General features: G+C 43.8%; 2 protein-coding genes. Both read left to right on the plus strand.

Going from position 1 to position 1,864, the window contains the following annotated elements:
• Positions 1–163: 163 nt before the first annotated feature.
• Positions 164–898 (plus strand): DUF2971 domain-containing protein, encoded by a 735-nt coding sequence (locus tag ACSVIK_RS25945; RefSeq protein WP_442447010.1) that lies wholly within the window; start codon positions 164–166, stop codon positions 896–898.
• A 29-nt stretch (positions 899–927) separates the two neighbouring features.
• Complete coding sequence (locus ACSVIK_RS25950; RefSeq protein WP_442447011.1) at positions 928–1,791, plus strand: hypothetical protein; 864 nt, start codon at positions 928–930, stop codon at positions 1,789–1,791.
• The last annotated feature ends 73 nt before the right edge of the window (positions 1,792–1,864 follow it).

The raw sequence follows: 1,864 nt of genomic DNA on the forward strand, positions 1-1,864 counted from the left end.
ACCCAGGACGGTGAAGATTTCAAAGACCCGCTACCCAGTAGATCGGAAAGCTGCTCCGCTTAAATGAACAGCATTACCGCCTAGTGCGGGGTTTTTTATTGAGCAGGACTACATATTGAAACAAACACTTTATAAATATTGCTCAGTATCATCAAGCAATCAGATGAGCAGAGCAATAGATCTATTAAACGGTAGGATATACTTCTCAGCACCAAAAAATTTCAACGACCCATTTGAACTATCTGCAAAGGTAAACATATCCTCATCACCACTTCTTGGCACGCTCTCGTCAAAAGAAAGGGATGAGGTATTACGAATATTTAGGTTAAGACCGCCTACTGCACTATCTGAAGAATGGAAAGAAAAGGTAGGTATACTCTGCCTATCTGAAGACCCTGCAAACATCTTAATGTGGTCACACTACGCCAACAATCACGCGGGCATATGTATCGGATTCGATACTGACTACAAACCTTTCAGCTCAGCAAACCCTGTCAGTTACAGCGATGAACGCCCCACTGCAGAATTTAACTCTGATCCAGAAAAATTACTCTCTCGAGTCCTACTAACAAAATCCAAACACTGGAGCTACGAAAGAGAATGGCGCTCAATCAAAAGAACCATTAAAAGCGACGAACTTAACTTTTACTACAAAGCTTTCAAACACAATCCAGATCGCCTAGACGAAATAGCAAGCACTATTGAAGAAAATGGTGGCCCTGGACTATACAGCTTTGAAAAAGACTCCATACGCAGTATATTTCTCGGCGCAAAAATCACGCCAAACAATAAGGAACAACTTATTCAAGCAACACGCTTTGCTTGCCCACAAGCCAAAATATTTCAAATGGAGCTTGACCACAATTATTTTTGGCTAAATAAAAACAGGCTTAAGTAGTAAGCATCCCGGACAACTGCTGACGGCGGATGAAAAAACATCATCCAGCCTACGCCGACATACCCTTCGCGCAGAGTGGACAAGACGACGCTTGTTATGGCAGCGAGATGACTAAAGGCACGTTCCGTGAACGCTTTAATTTCATGGATATAGCAAAAAACACAAGAGAGTACTGCTTGAAAAAAATTTGGAAAAATAAGCTTCTCGGAGGCTTTTCAGTATCACTTGCCGTCGTCATTACAAGCGTCGGCCTTCTTAGTGACTTTGGCGGAGCTTGGAGCTTATTAAAGGATTTCATCCCCAACGAAGAACCACTTGTGGCAATACAGGGTCGTCTCAGTCCGCCCTTCAGAAACCCAGGGTTTTCCAGCAACCACGACGATGTGTCTCTTAGCTTACAGGTGCGCAACTATAGTGAAACACCAGTCATTCTAATTGCTGCATCCTTATCTGTAGAGAATGCCCGAACCATGGCCATTGCGAAGAGTGGTGGCAAAGGCAGATGTACGCTAGGCCCTGATCGAAACGAAAACAGCCCAATAACCATTGCACCTGGAGCGACTCAATGGCTCACAGTAGGTGATAATATCGAGTTACGGGGAGTTTCGTCCTATCTTACTGACAAAAGATTATCCGAAGTCTTTGTGCACGAAATGGCAGGCACGCCTTTTAGCATTGCGCAGCTGACCTATATTGAGGATCTGAATGCGTATTTTGATAAACCTATGGATCGCAGGCGACAATCAAAGTCACCATACAATCCATTTCAAATGAAGAGCATATCTTTACCTTCCCAATCGCACAGGGAAAAGATCTTTTCGCAACGGACGGAAGCTTACACCATGACTGGTTCATCGCTAACTGGAAAAACTGGAGAAGTATTCGATCATTAGGGAAGGTCTGAAATAGGCCGTTATTTCTGGCCGACTTCGGTCGCTACCGATTTTGAAAGAGTCCATCTGATCA

Origin of the sequence: Pseudomonas sp. NCHU5216, assembly GCF_052156495.1 — a bacterium.
In the GTDB taxonomy this organism is placed as follows: Bacteria; Pseudomonadota; Gammaproteobacteria; order Pseudomonadales; family Pseudomonadaceae; genus Aquipseudomonas.

Coding starts and splice junctions, on each gene's coding strand:
- ACSVIK_RS25945 (WP_442447010.1), top strand. CDS start 164: ATGAGCAGAGCAATAGATCTATTAAACGGTAGGATATACTTCTCAGCA.
- ACSVIK_RS25950 (WP_442447011.1), top strand. CDS start 928: ATGAAAAAACATCATCCAGCCTACGCCGACATACCCTTCGCGCAGAGT.